Source organism: Brevibacterium daeguense, assembly GCF_021729135.1.
Taxonomy (GTDB): domain Bacteria; phylum Actinomycetota; class Actinomycetes; order Actinomycetales; family Brevibacteriaceae; genus Brevibacterium; species Brevibacterium daeguense.
This window is the reverse complement of record NZ_JAJTWW010000001.1, coordinates 89,575-111,615: the sequence shown is the minus strand read 5'-3', so window position 1 is coordinate 111,615 and position 22,041 is coordinate 89,575. Positions and strand designations below refer to the sequence as shown.

General features: G+C 70.0%; 19 protein-coding genes and 1 pseudogene. 10 read left to right on the top strand and 10 right to left on the bottom strand.

Translation table 11 applies throughout. The features are described 5' to 3' along the window. Positions 1 to 64 precede the first annotated feature (64 nt). Together LXN01_RS00425 and LXN01_RS00420 are read left to right on the top strand one after the other, a co-directional pair. Complete coding sequence (locus tag LXN01_RS00425; RefSeq protein ID WP_236862567.1) at positions 65 to 1,372, top strand: L,D-transpeptidase; 1,308 nt, start codon at positions 65 to 67, stop codon at positions 1,370 to 1,372. Between the two features lie 64 nt (positions 1,373 to 1,436). Continuing rightward, positions 1,437 to 1,850, top strand: coding sequence for a helix-turn-helix domain-containing protein (locus LXN01_RS00420; protein ID WP_236862566.1), 414 nt, complete (start codon positions 1,437 to 1,439; stop codon positions 1,848 to 1,850). Here the strand turns inward: LXN01_RS00420 and LXN01_RS16460 are convergent. Next, the gene (locus tag LXN01_RS16460) at positions 1,847 to 2,080 is read right to left on the bottom strand and encodes an ATP-dependent Clp protease proteolytic subunit (RefSeq protein WP_369127328.1); all 234 of its coding nucleotides are present in this window, start codon (positions 2,078 to 2,080) and stop codon (positions 1,847 to 1,849) included. The genes LXN01_RS00420 and LXN01_RS16460 overlap by 4 nt on opposite strands. Before the next feature lie 62 nt (positions 2,081 to 2,142). After that, positions 2,143 to 2,412 (bottom strand): annotated as a pseudogene (locus tag LXN01_RS16455) (ClpP family protease); the annotation flags it as partial. Positions 2,413 to 2,724: 312 nt separating this feature from the next. On the opposite strand from LXN01_RS16455, the gene LXN01_RS00410 reads away from it, so the two are divergent. Next, complete coding sequence (locus LXN01_RS00410) at positions 2,725 to 3,894, top strand: DUF1611 domain-containing protein (protein ID WP_236862564.1); 1,170 nt, start codon at positions 2,725 to 2,727, stop codon at positions 3,892 to 3,894. After that, a complete protein-coding gene (locus LXN01_RS00405; protein ID WP_236862563.1) occupies positions 3,891 to 5,522 on the top strand; it encodes an ABC transporter transmembrane domain-containing protein in 1,632 nt (543 codons plus the stop codon). The genes LXN01_RS00410 and LXN01_RS00405 overlap by 4 nt, the downstream gene beginning before the upstream one ends. A gap of 90 nt (positions 5,523 to 5,612) precedes the next feature. Here LXN01_RS00405 and LXN01_RS00400 read toward each other — a convergent pair whose 3' ends face one another. From LXN01_RS00400 to LXN01_RS00390, 3 genes are all read right to left on the bottom strand, one after another. Further along, positions 5,613 to 6,914: an APC family permease gene (locus tag LXN01_RS00400; RefSeq protein WP_236862562.1), complete on the bottom strand. Its 1,302-nt coding sequence runs from the start codon at positions 6,912 to 6,914 to the stop codon at positions 5,613 to 5,615. Positions 6,915 to 6,962: 48 nt separating this feature from the next. Continuing rightward, positions 6,963 to 8,057 carry an AI-2E family transporter gene (locus LXN01_RS00395; protein WP_236862561.1) on the bottom strand — a complete coding sequence of 365 codons (1,095 nt, stop codon included), beginning with the start codon at positions 8,055 to 8,057 and terminating at the stop codon, positions 6,963 to 6,965. Between the two features lie 84 nt (positions 8,058 to 8,141). After that, positions 8,142 to 9,386: an MFS transporter gene (locus LXN01_RS00390; protein ID WP_236862560.1), complete on the bottom strand. Its 1,245-nt coding sequence runs from the start codon at positions 9,384 to 9,386 to the stop codon at positions 8,142 to 8,144. Positions 9,387 to 9,435: 49 nt separating this feature from the next. Between LXN01_RS00390 and LXN01_RS00385 the strand changes: the two genes are divergently transcribed. The 4 genes from LXN01_RS00385 to LXN01_RS00370 are packed head-to-tail and all read left to right on the top strand — an operon-like array spanning position 9,436 to position 13,698. Continuing rightward, positions 9,436 to 11,604, top strand: coding sequence for a M3 family metallopeptidase (locus LXN01_RS00385; protein ID WP_236862559.1), 2,169 nt, complete (start codon positions 9,436 to 9,438; stop codon positions 11,602 to 11,604). Continuing rightward, entirely contained in the window at positions 11,594 to 12,067 is a 474-nt protein-coding gene (locus tag LXN01_RS00380) for a YbaK/EbsC family protein (RefSeq protein WP_425547669.1), read from the top strand. Before LXN01_RS00385 ends, LXN01_RS00380 begins: the two co-directional genes overlap by 11 nt. Further along, the gene (locus tag LXN01_RS00375) at positions 12,054 to 12,851 is read left to right on the top strand and encodes a queuosine precursor transporter (RefSeq protein WP_236862558.1); all 798 of its coding nucleotides are present in this window, start codon (positions 12,054 to 12,056) and stop codon (positions 12,849 to 12,851) included. Before LXN01_RS00380 ends, LXN01_RS00375 begins: the two co-directional genes overlap by 14 nt. A gap of 40 nt (positions 12,852 to 12,891) precedes the next feature. Then, positions 12,892 to 13,698, top strand: a complete 807-nt coding sequence (locus LXN01_RS00370) for an SGNH/GDSL hydrolase family protein (protein WP_236862557.1) — start codon at positions 12,892 to 12,894, stop codon at positions 13,696 to 13,698. Here LXN01_RS00370 and tgt read toward each other — a convergent pair. The 4 genes from tgt to LXN01_RS00350 form a co-directional block, all read right to left on the bottom strand. Then, the gene (gene tgt, locus LXN01_RS00365) at positions 13,689 to 14,984 is read right to left on the bottom strand and encodes a tRNA guanosine(34) transglycosylase Tgt (RefSeq protein WP_236862556.1); all 1,296 of its coding nucleotides are present in this window, start codon (positions 14,982 to 14,984) and stop codon (positions 13,689 to 13,691) included. The genes LXN01_RS00370 and tgt overlap by 10 nt on opposite strands. 109 nt (positions 14,985 to 15,093) lie before the next feature. Then, entirely contained in the window at positions 15,094 to 16,524 is a 1,431-nt protein-coding gene (locus LXN01_RS00360) for an FAD-binding oxidoreductase (RefSeq protein ID WP_236863101.1), read from the bottom strand. Between the two features lie 88 nt (positions 16,525 to 16,612). Continuing rightward, the gene (gene speB / locus LXN01_RS00355; RefSeq protein WP_236862555.1) at positions 16,613 to 17,755 is read right to left on the bottom strand and encodes an agmatinase; all 1,143 of its coding nucleotides are present in this window, start codon (positions 17,753 to 17,755) and stop codon (positions 16,613 to 16,615) included. A gap of 158 nt (positions 17,756 to 17,913) precedes the next feature. Next, positions 17,914 to 18,996, bottom strand: coding sequence for a histidinol-phosphate transaminase (locus LXN01_RS00350; RefSeq protein WP_236862554.1), 1,083 nt, complete (start codon positions 18,994 to 18,996; stop codon positions 17,914 to 17,916). A 78-nt stretch (positions 18,997 to 19,074) separates the two neighbouring features. Here LXN01_RS00350 and LXN01_RS00345 point away from each other — a divergent pair, with 78 nt between their 5' ends. Continuing rightward, complete coding sequence (locus LXN01_RS00345; protein ID WP_236862552.1) at positions 19,075 to 20,118, top strand: alpha/beta hydrolase; 1,044 nt, start codon at positions 19,075 to 19,077, stop codon at positions 20,116 to 20,118. Between the two features lie 78 nt (positions 20,119 to 20,196). Continuing rightward, positions 20,197 to 21,414, top strand: coding sequence for an aminotransferase-like domain-containing protein (locus tag LXN01_RS00340; protein WP_236862551.1), 1,218 nt, complete (start codon positions 20,197 to 20,199; stop codon positions 21,412 to 21,414). Here the strand turns inward: LXN01_RS00340 and LXN01_RS00335 are convergent. After that, on the bottom strand, positions 21,405 to 22,007 hold the full coding sequence (locus LXN01_RS00335; protein WP_236862549.1) for an arsenate reductase/protein-tyrosine-phosphatase family protein: 603 nt from the start codon (positions 22,005 to 22,007) through the stop codon (positions 21,405 to 21,407). The genes LXN01_RS00340 and LXN01_RS00335 overlap by 10 nt on opposite strands. Positions 22,008 to 22,041: the final 34 nt, after the last annotated feature.

The window sequence follows — 22,041 nt, the reverse complement described above, 5'->3', positions numbered from 1 at the left end:
AGATCTGTGGCAGCGAGCGGCCTATTCTTGACTCGCCCCCACCTCCACGACGAAAGGCCTGCGCGTGACGCGTCGCATCCTTGTTCCCTGCATCGCGCTGACGGTCTCCACGATGCTGCTCGGCGGCTGCGCCGTGCGTCAGCCGGACGCCGCACCTTCCCCGGACGCCGACAGCGCCGGTCAGGCAACCACCGCCGTCGCGCCGGAGGTCACCGTGGTCAGCCCGGACGCCGAGGCGGCGAGCGCCTCGGGAACCGACTCACCCGGCGCGGAGGCTCCGGGAACAGCGACTTCGGAAGAGGCGAGCTCCGCATCCGCCGACCCGGCGGGCATCGAATTCGTCGCCGGCGACACGCTGGCGCTGGAGGTCGACGGCGGAGAGTTCGAGTCGGTCGAGCTCGTGGACCTCGACCACGATCGGGTTGCTCCGGACGCGGGCTCGGTGGCGGCTGGCGGAACGCACTGGCAGGCTTCTGCCGGGCTGGCCGGCGGCGCCGCCTACGAGTGGCGGGCGAGAACAGTGAGCACGGACGGGCAGCGGCACGAAACCTCGGGCACGATCGAGACCGCCTCCGCGACGGGCAGCCCGCTGCGCGCCCGCTCGGTGATCGCCGACGACGAGACGGTGGGTGTGGCAGCGCCGATCATCATCAACTTCGCCGGCACCGTGACGGAGGAGTACCGGGACGACGTCGAGCACCGGCTCAGCGTCGAGGTCACCGACGAGGACGGATCGCTCCGAGAGGTCGACGGCGGCTGGGCCTGGCTGCCCGACATCGCCGGCCACTCCCGCGTGCACTACCGACCCAAGGAGTTCTGGCCCGCACATTCGCAGATCTCCGTCGATCTGCCCTTCGAGGGGGTGCGGTTCTCCGACTCGAGCCACGGCGGCCGGGACATGACTCTCGACTTCGAGATCGGGCGGGAGCAGCTCGTCGAGGCGGACGCGGAATCCCACCGCATGGTCGTCACCCGCGACGGCGAGGAGATCTGGGATTTCCCCGCCTCGCTCGGCATGCCCCGGGCGCCGTCCTTCAACGGCACCCACATCGTGATGTCGAAGGCCGAGAGCTACACGATGACCTCGGAGACGTGGGGCTACTCCACCCCGGTCAACTGGGCCGTGCGGATCCACAACAACGGCGAGTTCATCCACGCCGCCCCCTGGTCCGTCAGCGCCCAGGGCGCTCGGAACGTCTCCCACGGCTGCATCAACCTGAGCACGGAGCGCGCACGGGAGTACTACGAGTCGGCGCTCTACGGTGATCCCGTGGAGATCACGGGGTCCTCGGTCTCGCTGACGCCAGAGTCGGGGGACGTCTCCGACTGGGTGTACGAGTGGGACGAGTGGCAGGACCTCAGCGCCCTCTGAGCCCTGTTCTGCTGACAGCGGAGAGGCCTTCCACTGTTCGAGCGCGCCGCTTTACCGTTGTGCCATGAGTCCTGCCCCCGTCGCCTCCTCCGCACTTCTGCGAGAGCACCTCGGCCCGGCCCTGCGCGTCCAGCGTGCAGTGCGGCGGCTGACTCTGGCCGAGGTGGCGGACCGGGCGGGCATCTCCGCGCAGTGCCTGTCCGAGGTCGAGCGCGGGATGAAGGATCCGTCCTCGGAGATGCTCGCGGCGATCAGCGCCGCGCTGGGGTTGCAGCTGCGCGAACTCCTCGTCATCATCGTCACCTCACTGCCCTCCGTCGCGGCAGACCGCGATCATCCGGGCAGGCGCCGAACTCCACCGGCTCCCGAGATTCGCCAGAACCTCGGCGTCGTGCACCTGGGAACCGCTCGCGGCTCCGCTTCGAGCTCTCCACCTGCTCGGACATCACACGGCAGGGCCGTGCTGCTCGCCGCCTAGGGAGTTCGGCGGGAGGCGGCGACTCTGTCGATCAGGCAGTAGGCCAGCGCCTGCTCCGCGGTCAGCACCAAGTCCCGATCAAGATCCTGCCGCAGCTGCTCGCTGCTGCAACCGGTGCCTGCAGCGAGGATCTGCTCGACTTCGTCTCGCTGCCGGATGACTTCGTCCGCGGCGACGATGAGGTCCGGGATCGATGCTCGGCCGCCCTCGATCTGCGGCTGCCGCAGCACGGCCGGGCGTGCGGCAGCATGGCTCGCGTCCCCCGGGAGCCGGCTGCCAGCAGCAGCGCGGCATCGGCGACCGCCTGTCTCACGCACATCGTGCTCACCGGAGCGGTGATGTAGCGCATCGGGACTGACCCGCCCGGCGAGTTGATCCACAGGTGGATGTCGTCGGCCGGATTCTCCTCCGACAGGAGGAGCAGGCGGGAGATGATCTCCATCCCGCTGTCGTCGTCGAGCTCGCCGTTGAAGACGACGACCCGGCGGGAGTGGAGTTCGCGCAGCGTATCGAGGCGAGCGGCGGTTCGGAAGTCGTGGGGGTCTGAGGTCGGAGCATTCATGACGACCACAGTGCCCGGACTCCGATCGCCGCACAGCCCGGCTCCGCTGTCAGCAGTGGGATTCTGCTGTCAGCAGTGGGGCGGGTGGCTGCGTAGCGACCGCGGCTCGGCCCAACAGCCGCCGGGGGGCTGGAGGCTCGGTCCAGCGGCTGACGAGAGGGCTGGAGGCACAGTTCAGGAGTAGCTGAGAACTCTCTCATCAGCGATTCATCCCCCGCTCATCCGTGACCCGGAGACTGATGCCGGCGCAACCGAACAGGATGCGCCGGACACCCGGCACCGCTCCCCCCGCCCCCCGCGAAAGGCACGCTCATGGAACAGGTCTCCGACACCCTTCAGATCCCCGCCCTCCCCCACACCCCGTCGGCTCTCAATCCGATCGCCGCGGTCGACGAGCAGGTCCGTCTCGAAGCGCTCGCCCCGGCGCGACTGCGGCGTGCCAAGTTCTCCTACACCACCCGCCGCGCCGCCCAGCTCGCGCATGACGGCCAGGCGGGGCTCTACCTGCTGTCCGGCGACTCGGTCCGGCCGCTGCCCGGCGACATCCTGCTCGCGAGGGTCGTCACCCTGGGCAAGCACAAGCGGATCGAGACTCCGACGTCCCGCCGCGCCGGCCTGTTCGCGGGCGACGAGGTCGTCCTCGCCTACGGCAACCGCTATGCCGCCGACCAGTTCCACGCCGTCGTCCCCGACGGCCTCGGGCCGTGCAGCATGGTCGCCGCGGGCGGCGTGGCGGGACTCGTCATCGACCAGCACGCGGCGGTCGAGGACGCCACGGTCATCGAACCGCTCGGCCTGCTGTCGACGAAGACGCAGCGCCTCACCATGGCCGGTCTGGCGGATCTCTCCGTCGACATCGTCGACGAGTCCACGCCCGGCAGGCCGCCGGTCATCGCCGTCTTCGGCACCTCGATGAACTCCGGAAAGTCCACCACCGCGGCCCAGCTCATCCACGGCCTCACCGCCGCCGGCCGGCAGGTGGGCGCGGTCAAGGTCACCGGCACCGGGGCGGGCAACGACCCCGGCCAGTTCCGCGACGCGGGCGCGGCCGCGGTCCTCGACTTCACCGACTTCGGCTACCCGACCACCTTCAAGCTTGACTACCCGTTCATCAAAGCCCTGCTCACCGCTCAGATCCGGGCGCTCACCAGCGCCGACTCCGAGGTCATCGTCCTCGAGATCGCCGACGGGCTCTACCAGGCCGAGACCCGCCGGCTGCTCGAGGATCCGGTGTTCGCCGCCGCGGTCGACACCGTCGTGTTCGCGGCGACGGATGCCCTCGGAGCAGTCGCCGGCGTCGACTTCCTCACCGCCCGCGGCGTCGATGTCGCCTGCGTGTCCGGCGTCCTGACCGCCTCGCCACTGGCCGCCGCCGAGGCGCGCGCGGCTCTCGACGTGCCCGTCGCCCCGACCTTCGAGCTCGCCCAGCCGGAGCTTGCACTGCAGATCACCGGGCTGGCCGGGAGGAGTGAGGATCGGTGAAGCCCCTCCTCGAGGCGCGCGGCATGACCGCCGCGGCTCCTGCCGATGAGGCCGAGGCCGTCCGGTCGACCGTCCGGCTCCCTAAGCTCGCCGCCGGCGCCCGGCGGTGGCATCTGGCCGGCCTGCTCGCCTGCGGTCTGCTGACGGCGGCGCTTGCCGGGGCGAGCGCCTGGGCCACGCACACCGCGATGAGCACGAGCAGGCAGTCACTCGTCTTCGTGATCCTCGGCGCGGCGCTGGGCATCGGCGCTGTCCGGGCACTGGAGCGGGTGCTGGCCGAACGCCTCGGGCAGCACTACATCCACCGGATCCGGGTGCTGCTCATCGGCTCCGCGCTCCGCGGGAACGAGAAGACCTCCCCAGGGGTCATCATCGCGCGGACGACGAACGACCTCACCGCTGTGCGGAACTGGGTCGCCCTGGGGATCGCCCCCCTCATCGTCACCGTCCCGCTCGTCCTCGGCGTGGTGGTCGTGCTCGCCCTCATCCATCCCGCATTGGCCTTCGCACTGCTGATGGTGTGCAGCCTCATGGTCGCGGTCTTCGCAGCCGTCTCCGGGGTGGTGTTCGAGCGCGCCCGCGCCGTGCGGCGAATGCGCGGACGGCTCGCCGCCACCACCGCGGACACCGTGAACGCGCTCGACTCGATCCGGACCAACGGCGGCGAGAACCGCGAGCGCAACCACATCGACAGGATCGGCTCGAAGGTCGTGGAAGCAGCGATCCACCGCTCCCGGGCCACCGGCGTGCTGCGGGGGACTGCCGCCACGGCGGGCGCGCTGGCCACGGCGGTTGTGGTGGTGCTCGGGGTGTTCGGCACGGTGTCGGTCGCGCAGGTGACCGCCGCGCTGCTCGTCGTCGGCATCATCGCCACTCCCCTGAATGATCTGGGGCGGGTGGTCGAGTACCGGCAGAACTTCAAGGCCGCCCGCCGCGTCCTGCTGCCGGCGCTCGAACAGGCACCGGTCGACGAGCGGACCCGGGAGTTCGACGTCGCGCTCGACCGGGCCGATGAGGACGGCTGCTACACCTTCGAAGCTCGGAACCTGGTCTTCGCCGACGACCGGCGGGTGCCCACTCTGCTCGCCCGGGCGGGGAACCGGATCCGCATCGAGTCCGAGGATCCCGAGGCGGTGTCCGCGCTGCTGGAGGCGGTCGCCGGCATCGGCCGCAACCGGGCAGGGGTCGTGCGGATCGCGGGGATCGACATGTCGCGAGCCGAGGGGGCGGTGCGCCGCCGCGTGCTCGGCGTGGCGCGCGGCTCGGATCTGCTGCCGCGCGGCACGATCGACCGCGCGATCCGGTATCGGGACCCCAGCTCCGGTCCCGATGACGCGGAGCGAATCGTCCGGCAGCTGGGCCTCGACGAGGTCATCGCACAGCTGCCCCGGCAGGAGAAGACGCCGCTCAAACGCGGCGGCGAACCGCTCACGGGTTCCCAGCGCGGTCTCGTGCACCTGGCGCGGGCGGCGTTCGGCTCCCCCGAGGTGCTCGTCATCGACCGTCTGCTCGAGACGCTCGATCACGCGGCCCGGGCGCGGGTCGACGCCCTTGTCGCCGACTACCCCGGCGTCGTGATCACCACCGACGGCCGGCTGCCCGGCACGTGGCGCCGCTGGGTGCTCTGAAGCCGGCGCCGGCTGCCCTGTGAGCTTCGTCGCCGCAGTCGACCGGATGGCCGTTCGGTCCCGGCGCAGCCCGCGGCCGAGACCAGGGGATCAGCCCCGCCGCTGCAGCAGGAGCACGACCGCACCGATCACCGCGAACAGGATCGCCCCGACGATCACCGCCTCCAGCGACACGGTGAATGCCAGCACCACGCACAGGATCACACCGAGCACTTGGAGTGCCCGCGGGTAGCGCCGTCGCTCGGCGGTCTGCGTGAACGCGGTGATGTTGGTGATCGAGTAGTAGATCAGCACACCGAAGGACGAGAAGCCGATCGCGGTGCGGATGTCGCCGAGGAGCACGAGCACGATGGCGACTGCGCAGACCAGGAATTCCGCCCGCGCCGGAGTCCCGAATCGACTGACCTGGGCGAAGAACTGGAAGTGTCGGGAGTCGCGGGCCATCGCGAAGAAGGTCCGCCCGATGCCTGCGACGAGGCCCAGCAGGGCGCCCAGGCAGGCGAGGGCAGCGCCGACCCGGACCAGCGCCTGCGCCCAGGCAGAGCTGCCCACCGCATCGGCGAGGGGCACCTGGCTCTGCGCGAGTCCGACCGGGCCGAGCACCCCCATGACCGCGACGGCGACGACGGCATAGACGGTCGTGGTGATGCCCAGGGCCAGGATGATCGCCCTGGGAATGGTGCGCTGCGGGTCCTTGACCTCCTCGCCGAGAGTGGCGATGCGGGCATAGCCGGCGAAGGCGAAGAAGAGGATCCCCGCGGCCTGCAGCACACCGAGCAGATCGAAGCCGTTCGGCACTCCGGAGTCGCCTGCCCCACCGACCGCGCCTGGCCCACCGACCGCGCCGGCCGCACCGACCGCCTCAGGCGCCCAGAGCGAGGACAGGCTGAACTGCCCGCCGGCGGCGATGACGACGAGGAAGACCGTCAGGATCGCCAGCACGGCGATGACGATGACCCGGGTCATCGCAGCGGTCCGGGAGATGCCCAGCGAGTTGACGACCGTCAGGGCGATCAGGGCCGCGACCGCGAGCGGCTGCTGCCACCCGGCTGGGGCGGCATACGCTGCGAAGGTGAGCGCCATCGCAGCGGTCGAGGCGGTCTTCCCGATCACATACCCCCAGCCGGCGACGAGCCCGAGCCAGGGGCTGACCTGCGCGCGGGCGTACGCATAGGTGCCGCCGGAGGTCGGATACTGCGCGGCGAGCTGGGCGGAGGCCGTGGCGTTGCAGTAGGCGACGAGGGCGGCCAGGGCGAGGCCGAGGAACAGCCAGCTGCCCGCCTCGGCTGCGGCCGGCGCCAGAGCGGCGAAGATCCCGGCGCCGATCATCGAGCCGAGCCCGATGATGACGGCATCCGAGAGACCGAGAGAGCGGGAGAGCTGAGTGTTCATTCCCCACGTCCTATCAGACCGAGGCGCCGCCGAGGTGAACGTGCGCCGTCAGCGACCTGCCTGGCGCGGAATGACGACGCGGCGGACGATGATGAGGATGCTCGCCGCGAGCGGGACGGACACGATGGCGCCGAGCACCCCGCCCAGGGTGCCGCCCGTGACCGCGGCGATGATGACGAGCGATCCGGGGATATTCACCGCAGCATTCATGATGCGGGGGCTGAAGAGGTACGCCTCCACCTGCATGTAGATCAGGTAGTAGACGCCGACCACGACGGCCAGGCCGGGAGACGCCGCCAGGCACGCGAGCACGATGACGATCGATGCGCTGATCGTGCCGACGAGGGGAATGAGCGACCCGAGGAACGCCACGAATGCCAGCAGCGCCGGCAGCGGGGCGCCGATGAGGGTGAGGAAGATGAAGGATCCGACGCCGTTGATCGCCGCGAGGCTAGCCTGCCCCAGCACGTAGCGGCCCACTGAGCGCGTGATCTCCTCGGTGACCGACCGCACCCGCGGTCGGCGGCTGGCGGGGACGAGCGAATAGGCGGCGGCCTTGATGCCCGGCAGGGTCGCAGCGAAGTAGATCGTGAGGATGCCCACGATCAGGGCGCCGGTGGCGAAGCCGGCGATCCCTGCCCCGACCGCGACGACGCCGCCCCCGACCGAGACCAGATTGGCCGGGTCGGAGACCCAGGCCCCGGCCGAATTGAACAGTGCGTCGATGTCGACGACCCCGACGAACTGCTCCTCCAGGTCCCGCGCCCAGCCCGAGAGCGAGACCCGGGCGATGATGTCCGGCAGCTCGGCGACGAAGTCCTGCACCTGGCGGATCACCGTCGGGACGATGAGCACCACCACTCCGGAGACCACGAGCAGGCCCACCAGCACCACGATGGTGACTGCCCAGGGACGGACGATCCGATGGCGCACCAGCCACAGGATGATCGGCTCGAGCCCGAGCGCCAGGAACAGTGCGAGGCCGACATAGGTGAGGACCGTGCTGATCGAGTTGACGCTGTTGAGCAGGGCCCACGCCAGCCCGGCTCCGAGCATCCCGACGAATCCGATCCAGAACGCCGGGATGCGGACTGTCGGAGAGAGCACCGGCGTCTCACGTTCGCCGGCCTTGTCGGCTGCCACAGTGTCAGTCTATGCGCAGGATCACCGCGTCCCACCGGCGCGGCGGCGGTCGGTCCACCGCAGCCGCGACGAGGTCGGCCGCCCTCATGTGACCGCGGGTTTGGAGCGGTGCAGCAGCAGAGCCAGCACGAACGCGCTGGCCATCATCGACCCGCAGAGCACCGTCACCCCGGGCCACGCGAAGCTCTCCCAGGCCAGGGGCGCGAGGTTGCCGTTGATCGATGAGCCCGCGTAGTAGAACAGCATGTACATCGATGCCGCCTGCGCGGGCACCTGGACCGTCGCGGTGGCGCGCACCGCCACCCAGGCCGAGGCCAGCGAGTGCATGATGAAGAAGCCCATCGCCATGATCGCCATCCCCAGCACCACGAGCACCAGCGGGCGTGCCGCGAGCACGAGCACGCCCACCAGCCCGATGACCGATCCGAAGGGCAGGACTGCGCGCAGCGAGTAGCGGTCGGCCGCCCGGCCGGCGAGCACACTCGCATACCCGGCGACCGGGTAGATGAGGTAGAGCAGTCCGATGGCGCCGATCCCGAGGCTGTAGGGCGGGGCCTCGAGCCGGAAGCCCAGGACGTTGAAGGCGCCCACGAACGTCCCCATCCCCAGTCCGCCGGTGACGTAGAGGGCCAGCAGGACGGGATCCCTGAACGCGCGGCCGAACTTCCGCACCAGCTCGCCGGCCGAATCCCGCTGCGGGGAGAACCCGCGCGATTCCGGGAGCAGGACCCAGCAGGCACCGGCGCACACCAGGGCGATCACTGCGGTGCCGAGCATAGCGGCGTGCGAGGCGCTGAACGGCACCCGCTCCCCCAGCCCTGTCCGGTCGAGCAGGTCGATGATCCCGGTCGACACGATGCGGCCGGCCAGACCGCCCAGAGTGGTGCCGAAGATGTAGACGCCGGTGGCAGAGGTCGCGTACGACCGGTGGATCTCCTCCCTGAGGTAGACCGCGGCCGTCGCCGGCAGCCCCGCCAGCACGAAGCCCATGACGAACCGGGTGACCAGGAACAGCTCCCAGCTGTCGACCAGCGCCACCCCGATCCCCAGCAGGGCAGAGAGCGTCATGGACCACCGGATCAGCCGGACGCGGCCGATCCGCTCGCTGATCGGCACCGCGACCAGGAGACCCAGTCCCAGACCCGCGGTGGCGGCCGACACCGACAGCGCAGCCGTCGCCGGGCTGATGCTGTAGTCGCGGGTGAAATACGGCAGTATGGCTTGAGTGTTGTAGAGCAGAGTGAAGGTTGCGAGCCCGGCCATCAGCAGGCCGATCTCAATCCTCTTCGTCACGGGGTCACCCTTGCGGTAGCCCTCGAATCCGCTCATAGCCATCAACACTACTGATACGTGACGTCGCTGATCCGAGGAGTCCGCAGTGCAGACCGATTCGACCCCGAACCCCGTGTGGGATTTCATCGCGGAGAAGGTCGACCTGCGACTGCCCGACTTCTCCTCCTTCACCCCTGAGCTGCTGGCGGACGCCGCCGACCGAGTCGTGCGATACCAGCAGCGCCGGATCGAGGCGATCCTCGACTCGACCGAGGACCCCGACTTCCCCAACACCACGCTCGGGATCGGCTGGGCGTGCTACCCCGCCTTCCGCCTCACTGCGCTCGTCAGAGTGCTGCAGGCGAACGTCCTCACGGACGAGCTGGCCGACACGCTCGCCGAGGTGTCCGCCGTCCTCACGAGCGCGCGGCTGGACTCCCGGCTCGACGCCGAGCTGTTCGCCCGCGTGGAGGCAGTGCCGACCAACCTCCTCAATCCGGAGGACAAGCGCCACCACGAGCTGCTCATGGAGGATTTCGTCCGCACCGGCGTCCGGCTCGACTCGGAGGCCCGCGGCCGCGCGGCTGCGATCACCGTGGAGATCGAGCGGCTGCAGACCGAGTTCACTCGCCTCCTCCCGAGGGAGGCGAAGGATCTGGCCCTGCACCTCACCGACGTCGAGGCGCTTGCCGGGCTCGGCGACTCCGCACTGAGTGCCGCCGCCCGGAGGGCTGCCGCTCGCGGACTCCAGGGATACGTGCTGAGCCTGGACAACACCACCCAGCAGTCGGCGCTGGCCCAACTCACGAACCCGGCCGTTCGCGAGGCGCTGCTGGCGCAGTCGATGGAGCGCGGCTCCCGAGGCGGTCCCGGTGACGTTCGGGAGATCGTGTCGGATCTGACGGCGCTGCGCGCCGCGCTGGCGAACCTGCTCGGATACAAGTCCTACTCCGACTATGCGATCGACAACCAGACTGCGGGCAGCCCGGACGAGGCCGGCGATCTGCTGGCCGACCTCATCGCCCCGGCCCGGGCTCGGCTGGCCGAGGAGATCTCGCTGATCCGCGAGCGGTACGGGCTTTCGGAGGTGCGCTCCGCGGACCTCGTGCACTACCTCAACCGCCTGACGGCCGACACCTTCGCCTTCGACCCCGAGGAGCTGTCGAAGCACTTCGAGTTCGAGCGCGTCCTGAGCGAGGGGGTCTTCTACGCTGCGACCGGGCTCTACGGAATCGAGTTCACGGAGCTGCCCGAGGCACAGGGGTGGCATCCGGATGTCCGCGTCTTCGCCGCCCACGAGGACGATCGGACCATCGGCCTGATCTGCGTCGACCCGTACCAGCGGGACGCCAAGGGCGGTGGGGCGTGGATGGACCAGCTGGTCAGCCCCGCCCGGCTGACCGGAGAGCGCCCGATCATCACGATGTCCCTGAACCTGCCTGCACCCGGACCCGAGGAGCCCACACTCCTCACCCTCGAGGAGACGAGCACGCTGTTCCACGAGTTCGGTCACGTGCTGCACGCCCTGGTCTCCGACGTGACCTACCCGTCGCTGGCAGGGACCGCGGTTCCCCGGGACTACGTCGAGTTCCCGTCCCAGCTCAACGAGGTGTGGGCGTTCCATCCCAAGGTGCTGCCGAACTACGCCGTCCACGTCGACACGGGAGAGGGCCTGCCGGACGAGCTGGCGGACCGGATCCGGCAGGCGCTGACCTTCGGGCAGGGATTCGCCACCGCCGAATACCTCGCCGCGGCGCTGCTGGACCTGGGCTGGCACTCGCTGGAAGCGGGAGAGCAGGTCGACGATGTGCTCTCCTTCGAGGATGCGGTGCTCTCCGCGGCCGGTCTCGATCCGCTGGTGCCGCCGCGCTACCGCTCGACCTATTTCGCCCACGTCTTCAGCGGTGACTACGCCGCGGGCTACTACTCCTATCTCTGGTCCGAGGTCTTCGCAGCGCAGGCCGCCGAATGGTTCGATTCCCAGGGCGGACTGGCCCCCGAAGCCGGCCAGGCCTTCCGGGAGAATGTCCTGGCCCTGGGCAACTCCGCGGATCCGCTGGCGGTCTTCACCGACTTCTTCGGCGGCGGCCCGGAGACCGGCGCGCTGCTGCGCAGACGGGGGCTGGCGCCTCGGGAGGAGGTCACCTCCGCCCCACCGGAGGCGGAATCGGATCCGGCACGGCCGACGATCACTCACGAGCACCCGGAATCGGAGCCGGGACAGACCGCAGCAGCCCACGAGCAACGCCAGCAGGAGGACCCGGATGAGACATGAGCGCAACGCGGCGGTCGCCCGGGATCTGGCCGCGGCCGGGATCGAGACGGAGATGCGGTTCCTCGATGCGGAGACGCACACCGCCAAGGCCGCGGCGGAGCACCTGGGCGTCGCGCTCGGGGCGATCGCCAACAGCCTGGTGTTCTCCGCCGACGGCGAGCCGGTGCTCATCATGACCTCGGGCGCCCACCGGGTGGACACGGAGTTCGTGGCGGACCGCATCGGCCGCGGAAAGCTGCGCCGGGCGGATCCCGCAATGGTGCGGGCAGCGACCGGACAGGTCATCGGCGGGGTCGCCCCATGCGGTCATCCGGCCCCGGTGGAGACCTACGTCGACATCGCGCTCGCCGAGTTTCCGGTAATCTGGGCCGCCGGCGGAACCGCGGATTCGCTGTTCCCGCTGCGCTACGACCAACTGCTCGCACTCACCGATGGAAGGGAAATCCCTGTTGAACCCGACTGACCCCGCATCTGGGCAGCCGGATCGGCTCTCCGATCCGGCCGAAACCCCCAGCACCGCTCCTGCCGGTGTAGGCCTCGCCGACTCCCGGACCGACAGCTCCCGAGTCGCCGCCTTCGCCTCGACCCGCGGCAGGTACTACGCCGTCGTCCTCGCGCTCTTCTGCTGCATCCTCCTGATCTCCAACATCGCCGCCACCAAGGTCATCGGCTTCGGACCGATCGTCACCGACGGCGGCGCGTTCCTGTTCCCGATCGCCTACATCCTGGGCGACGTCATCAGCGAGGTGTACGGCTTCGCCGCCGCCCGCAAGGCCGTGATCACCGGCTTCGCGATGCAGCTGCTCGCGACTGCCGTCTTCTTCCTGGTCCAGGTCTCCCCGCCCGGCCCCGGCTACGAGAACCAGGATGCCTTCGAGGCCGTCATCGGCTTCTATCCCCGGATCGTGCTGGCGTCCATGCTCGGCTACGTGGTCGGCCAGCTCCTCAACTCCTTCGTGCTCGTCCGCATCAAGCGGGCGATGGGAGAGAAGCGCCTGTGGGTCCGACTGCTCACCTCGACAGGAGTCGGCGAGGCCGCCGACACCGTCATCTTCTGCACCGTGGCCTTCGCCGGGGTGATTCCGGGCTGGGACTTCCTGGGCTACGTGATCTTCGGCTTCGTCTACAAGGTCGCCGTTGAGGTGATCCTCATGCCGGTCACATACCGGGTGATTAAGGTATTCAAGAAGCACGAGCACACCTACTCCGTCGACACCGATCTCGCCCGCCGCGCCGCCCGGGTCTGATGAGATCCGCGACGGCCACGACCCCCGCGAGAAGGACACCATGAGAACACGCCCCCTGCTGACCGCTGCCAGCGCGACTCTTGGCGGAGCACTGGTGGCAGGGGGCGTGCACTACGGTCTGTCCCTGCGCACCATCCGGCGCCAGTCCAGCGAGCATCCCCGCTTCTGGGCCTCCCGAATCGTCGCCGACATGCCCTCGCAGCGCAGCACTCTCAGCTACGTGGCGCTGGGCGATTCGGCGGCGTCCGGCGTCGGCGTCGACGACCCGGAGAGCGGCTACGTGTCCCGGATCGAGCAGCGGCTGGGCGAGCTGTCCGGGCAGGGTGTGCGCACCGCCAATCTCTCGGTGCCCGGCGCGAGTACCTGGCTGCTCCTGGAGGACCAGCTGCCGCTGTTCGAGCAGCTGCCCGAGCCGGATGTCGTCACCTGCATCATCGGCGGCAACGACATGATCGACCCGAAGTTCACCATCGAGGGCTTCGAGTGGACCCTGGTGCGCCTGTTCCCCCGGCTGCCCCGGGGAACGGTGGTGTCGACCATTCCCAGCTTCGGGCTTCCCCCGTTCGAGAAGAAGGTCCGGGCGGCCAATCAGCTCATCCGCGCCTACGCCCACGACCACGGGCTCTACCTCGCCGACCTCTACTCCGCGACCTATGCCCTGTGGCCGATCAAGTACTTCTTCCATGTGGCCGGCGACTTCTTCCACCCCAACGAGCGCGGCTACCGGGTGTGGGCGGACGCGATCTGGGAGGCCGTCGCCCGCTCCTTCCTCGACCGCCGGGGCGCCGAGGCCGGGGAGCAGCCGGCAGCGCGGCTCGCGGGCGCCTCGGCCGGTGCTCAGGCGTAGTACCGGCCGAGCACCTCGGCTTCGAGCTCCCGGAATCGGCCGTCGAGGATCGACTGTCTGATCTCGGCGACGAGGTTGACGATGAAGTACTCGTTGTGGATGGTGCACAGCGTGGAGAACAGCATCTCCTTGGCCTTGAACAGGTGGCGCAGGTAGGCGCGCGAGAAGTTCTGGCAGGTGTGGCAGCCGCACTCGGGGTCGATCGGCCCGAAGTCCCGGCGGTACCTCGCCCCGGAGATGTTGAACCGCCCGTCGCGGGTGTAGACGGCCGCGTTGCGCGCCACGCGGGACGGCGACACGCAGTCGAAGGTGTCGGCGCCTGCGGCGATCGCGGTGAACAGGTCGTCCGGCTCCGAGATCCCCAGCAGGTGACGCGGCTTGAGCTCCGGCAGCTCGTCGGCGACCCAGCCGATGATGGTGCCGAGGTTCTCCTTCTCCAGCGCGCCGCCGATCCCGAATCCGTCGAAGTCCATGGCACCGAGGTCACGGGCCGCCTTGCGGCGCAGATCCTCGTACTGAGCGCCCTGAAGCACCCCGAACAGCGCCTGATACGGGCGGTGCGAGCGCTCCTCGGTGAGCCGCTGGTGCTCGGCTGCGCAGCGCAGCGCCCAGCGCCGGGTCCGCTCGAGGGATTCCTCCTGATAGCCGCGCGTGTTCATCAGCGTCGTGAGCTCGTCGAACGCGAAGATGATGTCGGCCCCGAGCTGATGCTGGACCTGCATCGACACCTCCGCGGTGAAGCGGTGCATCGTCCCGTCGAGGTGGGACTTGAATGTCACGCCGTCCTCGTCGACGTTCGACATCCGCTCCTTGCCGACGGCGATCGCATCGTCGTTCTGCTCGCCGGTTGCCGCCATCGGGATGACCTTCTTGAAGCCCGATCCCAGGCTCATGACCTGGAAGCCGCCGGAGTCGGTGAACGTCGGCCCGGACCAGCCCATGAACGCGCCCAGCCCCCCGGCCTCGTCGATGATGTCGGCGCCGGGCTGCAGGTAGAGGTGATAGGCGTTGGCGAGCACGGCCTGCGCGCCGAGCGCGGCGACGTCGTCCGGGCGGACGGCCTTGACCGTCGCCTTGGTGCCGACCGGGACGAACGCGGGCGTCCGGATGTCGCCGTGCGGGGTCCGGATGGTGCCGGCCCTCCCGCCGGTCGCCAACCGCGCCTCGATCTCGAAGCCGAAGCGCGAGCGGTCGTTGATCCTGCCCTCGGCGGGTCCTTGTCGGTCGCCGTCTCGCAGCTGCTGATCGCCGCCGTCGAGCTGGGGGTCCTGCTGGGTGGAAGTCATCCGCACAAGTCTAGGCCAGGCCAGGTCGCCGATGCCGAGTCGACCGACCGATTCCGGCCGGCCGGCCGGGGCGTTCGGCCTCAGCAGCGGCGTCCGACCGATGCCGGCCTCACAGCGCGGCGAGCATCTTCCCCGGGTTGAGGATCCCGTGCGGGTCCAGCGCCCTCTTCACGCTCATATGCAGCTCCCGGGAGACCGGGTCGAGCTCGCGTGCGAGCCATTCGCGCTTGAGGTAGCCGACGCCGTGCTCACCGGTGATCGTCCCGCCCAGTTCGAGGCCGGCGGCCATGATCTCGTCGAAGACCTGCTGTGCACGGGCGACCGATCCCGGATCCGAGGCGTCGAAGAACACCGTCGGATGCATGTTGCCGTCGCCGGCGTGACCGGCGGTCGACACCACGATGTCCTGATGGCGCTCGCCGATCTCGACGACCCGGGCGAAGAACTCGCGCAGCCGGCCCCGCGGCACGCACACGTCGTCGATGAGCTCGCCGCCGCCGTGGGCCATCGCGTACTTCTCCGCGGCCGGGGAGACCGCCCGCCGTGCCGCGATCAGGAGATCGGAGTCGTTCGGGTCGTCGGAGAACATCACCTCGTCGGCTCCGCAGGCCCGGGCGACCTCGGTGAAGGATTCGAGCTCGCGGACGGCGGCCTCCGGGCTGCCGTCGCCGTTGGACTGGGCGAGCAGCATCGCGCCGGAGTCGGCGGGCAGGCCGAAGTCGCCGTATGCGTTGAGCATCCTCAGCGACTGCCGGTCGAGGAACTCCAGCAGCGAGGGCCGGGCACCGGTGGCCATGAAGTCCGTCACCGCTCCGGAGGCGCTCACCACGTCCGGGAACAGCGCGATGGCGGTGATCGCCTCGGGCAGCTCCGGGACCAGCTCGAGGGTGATGCCGACGATGACGCCCAGGGATCCCTCGGAGCCGATGAACAGCTGGGACAGGTCGAACCCGGCCACGCCCTTGGCCGTCGGCCGGCCCACCGTGGTGATCCTGCCGTCGGCGAGCACGACCGTGAGGCTCCGGACGTAGTCCCGCGTCACCCCGTACTTCACGCAGCACAGCCCACCGGCATTCGTGGCGACGTTGCCGCCGATGGTCGAGATCGCCACCGAGCCGGGGTCCGGCGGATAGGCCAGCCGGAACGACTTCAGGTGGTCCTTGAGGTCCTGGTTGAGGATGCCCGGCTCCACGGTGCAGGTCATCTCGACCGTGTCGACCTCCAGCACCCGGTCGAGCTTGGCCACGCTCAGCAGGAGCGCGCCGTCGACCGCGTTCGCGGCCCCCGACAGCCCCGTCCGGGCGCCCTGCGGGACGACCGGGACCCGGTGCTCGTGCGCGAATCGCAGGGTGGCCTGCACGTCTTCGACGGTGACCGCCCGCACCAGACCCCGGGCCGTGCCGACCGCGCAGAACAGCGCGCGGTCGGTGGAGTGGGCGGCGACGACGTCCGGCTCCGTCACCAGCGCTCCCGGGGACAGTTCGGCTTCCAGCGGAGCCAGGTCGAGCGCGGTGGCGGCCTCGGACAGATTCGGGTACATCACCCGCACAGTCTATTCCCCGCTGCAGTCGGTCCCGTCGCCGCGCGGTGACCGCCCGGGAGGGGGCGTCCGCGGCCGGACGTGCTCGTCACCGGTCCTCGCCGGCTGCGTGCTCGGCCGGCCGCGAGGCAGCCGGCGATGAGGTCGAGGCGCCTTCCGGGCGCTCCGCCGTGCCGACCGTGCCCGCTGTGCCGACCGTGCCCACCGTGCCGGCCTCGATGCCGAAATCGTCGGCAGCACGTCCGGTCGGCCCGGTCGCGCCGCGCGCGTCACCGGCCCACAGGGAGAGGATCTCGTAGCCGACCTGGGCTGCCGCCAGGCCGGTGATCTCGGCGTGGTCGTACGCCGGCGAGACCTCGACGATCTCCGCCCCCACGATGTCGAGGCCCTGCTGTCCCCGCAGCGAGTTGAGCAGCTCCCGGCTGGTCAGCCCGCCCGCCTCCGGGGTTCCGGTGCCGGGTGCTGCCTGCGGGTCGAGCACGTCGATGTCGATCGACAGGTACACCGGCGCCTTGCCCAGGCGGCGGCGGATGGCGGCGACCACCTCGGGAACGGAGGAGAACTGGTAGTCGTCGCTGCGCAGGATCTGGAATCCGAGGACCGCGTCGTCCATCAGGTCCTCACGGCCGTACAGCGGCCCGCGGATCCCGACGTGCATGCACCGCTCCAGGTCGAGCAGGCCTTCCTCGCTGGCTCGGCGGAACGGTGTGCCGTGCGTGTAGGGCGCATCCATGTAGGTGTCCCAGGTGTCGAGGTGGGCGTCGAAGTGCAGCACCGCGATCGGCCCGTGGGTGCGGGCGACGGAGCGGATGTTCGGCAGGGCGATCGTGTGGTCCCCGCCCAGGGTGAGCAGGCGGGCGCCGTCGGCCCGAAGCTCGTCGGCGGAGGCTTCGATCTCCCGGATGGCGCGCTCGATGTCGAAGGGACTCACCCCGATGTCCCCGCAGTCGGCGACCTGCTGGTCGTCGAAGGGATAGCTCCCGGTCGCCTGGTTGTACGGGCGCAGCAGCCGTGAGGACTGCCGGATGTGGGCCGGCCCGAAGCGCGCTCCGGGGCGGTAGCTCACCCCGGAGTCGAACGGGATGCCGACGATCTTGACATCCGCGCTGCCCGGTCCCGACCTCCCCTCGACCTGGTCGAGACGGGGCAGCAGGCCGAAGGTCGGCGGCCCTGCGAATCGGGGGATCACGGAAGCGTCCTGCTGGCCCCAGGGAGTGACATCCTCGCTCATCTCGGTCCTTCCTCGAGAATCCGGTGTTGACCAGCACACTACCGCCGCGGACGGTCGCCGAGGTGCGTCCGGACAGCGCGGGGCGCTGCTCGGTCGGGAACTGTTCGAGGCCGGTCACCGCATACTGGTCGCGGTCGCTCTCGAAGCGGAGCGGGTGCTCAGCGTTCCACCGCGGCACGGAAACGACCGGCCACCTCGAGCACGCGACTCATCGCCGCCTCGGGACCCACGCTGATCCGCACCCCGTCCTTGAGGTTGCGCACGGCGACGCCGGCTGCCAGCGCCTGCGCCTCGAAGTCGGCGGCGCCGGCGGTCAGCGGCAGCCAGACGTAGTTGCCATGGGATTCCGGCACCTGCCAGCCCTGCTCGCGCAGCCCGGAGATCAGCTCGTCGCGGAGTCCGGCGATCTCCTTGGCCCGCACCTCGACCTCGGAGACCCGGCTCAGCGACTCCCGAGCAGCGGCCTGCGCCATTGCGGTGACCGAGAACGGCAGCACGGCCTTGCGCAGCTCGAGGATGATCTCGGGATCCGCGACCGCGAAGCCGATCCGCAGGCCGGCCAGACCGTGGGCCTTGGAGAAGGTCCGCACCACTACCAGGTTCGGGTGGGTGCGCTGGGCGGCCAGGCCGTCGACCGCCTCGGGATCGGTGCCGAACTCCCAGTAGGCCTCGTCGAGGACGACGAGGACGCGGGACGGCACGCGCGCCATGAAGGCGTCGAACTCGGCCCGGCGGATGACGGAGCCGGTCGGATTGTTCGGCGAGCACAGCAGGACGAGCCGGGTGCTCTCCGTGATCGCCGCCGCCATCGCATCGAGGTCATGGCGGAAGTCGGCGGTCAGCGCGACTGCGTGCTGGGTGGCCCCGGCCAAGGCGGTGACCTGCGGATACATCTCGAAGGACGGCCATGGGTAGACGACCTCGGTGCCGGCTTCCAAAGTGATGCGAGCCAGCGAGGCCAGCATCTCCGAGGCGCCTGCCGAGAACAGGATCCGCTCGGCCGGGACGCCGAGGTGGTTCGCGAGCTGCTCGGTGAGCGCCACCGCGGCCGGATCCGGGTAATGGGACGGAGTGCCGGCTGCCCGTGCTGCCGCCTCGACGACGCCGGGCAGCGGCGGCAGATGGTTCTCGTTCGAGGACAGCTTGTACGACTCGATGCCCTCGACCGCGGCCGGAGGCTTGCCCGGAATGTAGGCGGGGGTTGTGGAGAGGGCGGGACGAACGGCGAACTTCTCGGTCATGAGCCGATCTTGCCACAGCCGGTCCGGCGGGTCCGAAGCAGCCGAGGGGACAGTTCCGCGCTCTGCAATACTGGCCCCATGCCGACGACTCCGAGCAGCTCAGCCGAGGACCCGCAGGTCCGCTGGGATGCCCAGGACCCGCCGGTCCGGTGGGATGCCCAGGACCCGCCGGTCCGGTGGGATGCCGACCTGCTCGGCGAGGGGTTCGAGTCGGCGGTGCTCCCGCTGCCCGGCGGAGACCGCGCCACCCTGATCGCGCACCGCGAGGGCCGGGCGGAGATCGGACTCGCCGACGACTGCGTCGTGCTCTACATCCACGGCTGGTCGGACTACTTCTTCCAGTCGCACGTGGCACAGTTCTGGGCCGATCACGGCGCCGCCTTCTACGCGGTCGATCTACGCGGCTACGGCCGCAGCATCGACTTCGACGACCCGGAGGTGAGACCCGGATACATCGAGGATCTCACCGAATACGATGACGAGCTCGAGGCCGCGATGGCGATCATCGAGGCGGAGCATCCCGGCAGCCGGCTGATTCTGGCGGGACATTCGACCGGCGGCCTCATCGTGTCCCTGTGGGCGGATCGCCATCCCGGCCGGATCTCGGCGCTGGTGCTGAACTCGCCGTGGCTGGAGTTCCAGCTCAGCTCCGCCACCCGGAAGTTCATCACCCCCCTGCTGCAGTGGCGTTCGCGCAGATCTGCCGACTCCCCGCTCAAGGTCAACCTGCCGAACTTCTACTCGCAGTCGGTGTTCCAATCACACGGCCGGCTCCCCTACGACATCAGGCTCAAGCCGGCGGAGAGCTTCCCGGTCTACCCCGCCTGGCTGGCAGCGGTCTTCGCCGGGCACGAGGCCGTCGAGCAGGGGCTGTCGATCGATGTTCCCGTGCTCGTGCAGATGTCGACGATGAGCATGCGCCAGTCGACCTACACCGAGGAGATGTCGACCGCCGACATCGTCCTCAACGTCGACCTGCTCGCCCAGCGAGCGCCCTCGCTCGGCTCGGAAGTCGTCATCCACCGGATCAAGGGCGCCATGCACGACGTGTTCCTGTCGAGCAGGCACGTGCAGGGCGCCGCCTTCGCCGGCATCGACCGCTTCCTCGCCGGGTACCTGTGACGGCCGGGCTCCTGTGACGGCCCCGGCCGATCCCGCCCGACTTCCCGGACCTGGCGCGTCGGCCGCTAGCATGACGCCATGACGACAACTCAGGACCCGTGGTTCTCCCGGCTGGCCGAGCGTGCGCAGGCAGGCCCCAGCGAACTGTCGGCGGTGCTCGCGCTCGCGGCCTCCGGCGGCGACCTCGTCGATTTCTCCGGCGGCTTTCCCGATCCCGGGCTGTTCGACACCCAGCTGCTGGCCCAGACCTCCGCGAAGGTCATCGAGACCCGGCCCGAGGTAGCGCTCCAGTACGCGTCGAACCTGGGCCTGCCGGGGCTGCGCGAGGCGCTGCGCGAGGATGTCGCCCGCACCCAGGGCGTGACTCCGGCCGAGGACGAGCTCATCGTGGACTCGGGCGGAGTGGATGGTCTCACCATGATCTCGAAGGCGATGCTCGACGTCGGGGACGGCGTCCTCGTCGAGGCGCCATCGTATCTCGGTGCCTTCAGCGTGTTCCGCACCCACGAGGGCGTCTGCCTGTCGATGCGCAATGACGAGCACGGCCTGATCCCCGAATCGGTGATCGAGGTGGTCGAGGACGCGCAGGTCCGGTCGATCACTCCGAAGCTCGTCTACGTCATTCCCGACTTCCAGAACCCCTCGGGGCTGCGCCTCAGCGAGGAGCGCAGGATCCGACTGGTGGAGATCTGCCGCCGGCTGGGTCTGCTGATCGTCGAGGACGTCGCCTACCGAGACCTCGCATTCGACGGCTCCTACACTCGTTCGCTCTACGAGCTCGGCCCGGACGTCACGGTGCAGCTGGGCACCTTCTCCAAGACCTTCACTCCGGGCACCCGGCTCGGCTGGGCATGCGGACCCGCCACCGTCATCGATGCGATGGCCCAGGCCAAGACCAACACCGACCAGTGCGCAGGAGCGCTGGGCCAGTGCATCCTCGAGGCGATGATCCGGGAGGGCCACTACGTCGCAGCGCTGCCTCGGCTGCGAGCCGGGTACGCCGAGCGAGCCCGGGCCCTGCTCAGCGCTCTCGACGCGGAGCTGGCCGGAGGGGCCACCTGGACCGTGCCCGAAGGAGGATTCTTCACCTGGCTGGACGTGCCCGACGTCGACACCCGCGCACTGGCCGCGGTCGCCGTGGACGCCGGAGTGGCCTTCGTCCCGGGTGCACCGTTCTTCGCCGATCCGGTCAGCAGCCCGAACCTCCGGCTGTCCTTCTCTCGAACCTCACCCGACCGGATGGCCGAGGGCGTCCGCCGGCTGGCGCGCGCGATCGACCGGTTCCGTCAGCGCTGAGGACGGCCGGCCCGGGCCTCCCACACCAGCAGCGCGTCGACAGCCGGCACCAGCTGACCGACCATCTGCCGGTACACCTCATCCGACTGCCGGAAGGGATCGACGACGTCGACCGAGCCGGGGTCGTCCGTCGGAGGGCGCCGCTGTCGCTGGGCCAGCGCCACCGCCGAGCGCCAGCGCTGATCCGGCCGCGCCTCGCGTTCGGGCGTCACGAGCGGCAGGAACCGGGCGAGCTCGCGCAGCGTGAACGTCTTCCGCACCGCCTGCGGGACCAGCTCGACGACTGCCGCCCGGTGGGTTCTGTCCAGCGCCAACACCAGGTCGGCCTGCCGGATCTGAGCAGTCTCGAGCTGCCGCGCGCGGAAGCTGCCGATCTCCACGCCCAGCTGCTCGGCGATCACGGCGGTCTGGGGTGTGACCGGCTCCCCGACGAGCGCATGCGTGCCAGCGCTCTGCACCCGGAAATGGCCGGCGGCGAGTTCGTCGAGGCCCGACTGCAGCAGCCGTTCGGCCAGGGGCGAGCGGCAGACGTTCCCGGTGCATACGGTCAGTATCTGGAATGGCGAGTCCAGCACGTCCCACGTGCCGCTCATCGCACCGTGCTCAGAATTCGCGTCATCGAGACCA

What these genes read in the sequence shown, in the direction of transcription:
- LXN01_RS00410 (WP_236862564.1), top strand. Translation starts at nt 2,725, where the DNA reads ATGGAACAGGTCTCCGACACCCTTCAGATCCCCGCCCTCCCCCACACC.
- LXN01_RS00340 (WP_236862551.1), top strand. Translation starts at nt 20,197, where the DNA reads ATGACGACAACTCAGGACCCGTGGTTCTCCCGGCTGGCCGAGCGTGCG.
- LXN01_RS00400 (WP_236862562.1), bottom strand. Translation starts at nt 6,914, where the DNA reads ATGAACACTCAGCTCTCCCGCTCTCTCGGTCTCTCGGATGCCGTCATC.
- LXN01_RS00420 (WP_236862566.1), top strand. Translation starts at nt 1,437, where the DNA reads ATGAGTCCTGCCCCCGTCGCCTCCTCCGCACTTCTGCGAGAGCACCTC.
- speB (WP_236862555.1), bottom strand. Translation starts at nt 17,755, where the DNA reads ATGAGCGAGGATGTCACTCCCTGGGGCCAGCAGGACGCTTCCGTGATC.
- LXN01_RS00360 (WP_236863101.1), bottom strand. Translation starts at nt 16,524, where the DNA reads ATGTACCCGAATCTGTCCGAGGCCGCCACCGCGCTCGACCTGGCTCCG.
- LXN01_RS00380 (WP_425547669.1), top strand. Translation starts at nt 11,594, where the DNA reads ATGAGACATGAGCGCAACGCGGCGGTCGCCCGGGATCTGGCCGCGGCC.
- LXN01_RS00345 (WP_236862552.1), top strand. Translation starts at nt 19,075, where the DNA reads ATGCCGACGACTCCGAGCAGCTCAGCCGAGGACCCGCAGGTCCGCTGG.
- LXN01_RS00335 (WP_236862549.1), bottom strand. Translation starts at nt 22,007, where the DNA reads ATGAGCGGCACGTGGGACGTGCTGGACTCGCCATTCCAGATACTGACC.
- LXN01_RS00370 (WP_236862557.1), top strand. Translation starts at nt 12,892, where the DNA reads ATGAGAACACGCCCCCTGCTGACCGCTGCCAGCGCGACTCTTGGCGGA.
- LXN01_RS00390 (WP_236862560.1), bottom strand. Translation starts at nt 9,386, where the DNA reads ATGAGCGGATTCGAGGGCTACCGCAAGGGTGACCCCGTGACGAAGAGG.
- tgt (WP_236862556.1), bottom strand. Translation starts at nt 14,984, where the DNA reads ATGACTTCCACCCAGCAGGACCCCCAGCTCGACGGCGGCGATCAGCAG.
- LXN01_RS00350 (WP_236862554.1), bottom strand. Translation starts at nt 18,996, where the DNA reads ATGACCGAGAAGTTCGCCGTTCGTCCCGCCCTCTCCACAACCCCCGCC.